General features: G+C 63.9%; 1 pseudogene. It reads left to right on the top strand.

What is annotated here, in order from left to right:
• Nucleotides 1–444 (top strand): annotated as a pseudogene (locus tag JQ845_RS22850) (MmgE/PrpD family protein); the annotation flags it as partial.
• Nucleotides 445–451: the final 7 nt, after the last annotated feature.

Below are 451 nucleotides of genomic sequence, written 5' to 3'. Positions count from 1 at the left end.
ACGTGGGGGCGGTGGGACCCGGGCAAGGCGGGGTGGGACATCGGCTGCATCGTGCGCGGGCTTGATGACAACGACACCTGGCTGGCGGCGGAGTGGGGTCATCCTTCGGATAATCTGGGGGGCATTCGGGCGGTGGCCGATCACCTGTCGCAAAAGCGGGTGGCCAATGGTGAAGCGCCGCTGAGGGTGAGGGCGGTGCTTGAGGCCATGATTATGGCACATGAGATTCAGGGGGTGATTGCCCTGGAAAACTCCTTCAACCGTGTAGGACTCGATCACGTGCTGCTGGCGAAAGTCGCTTCGACGGCGGTCTGCGCCAAGCTGATGGGGGCTGACCGCGAGCAGTTGCAGTCGGCTTTCTCCCATGCCTTTGTCGATGGCCTGGCGCTACCACCCCACCGCCATGCACCCAATGCCCGGTCGCGAAACGCCTGTGTAGCCGGGGTTTAGG

The organism is Pseudomonas paraversuta (genome assembly GCF_904063065.1).
Lineage (GTDB): Bacteria > Pseudomonadota > Gammaproteobacteria > Pseudomonadales > Pseudomonadaceae > Aquipseudomonas > Aquipseudomonas paraversuta.
The sequence above is the reverse complement of the archived record's forward strand: the minus strand, read 5'-3'. Positions and strand labels throughout refer to the sequence as shown.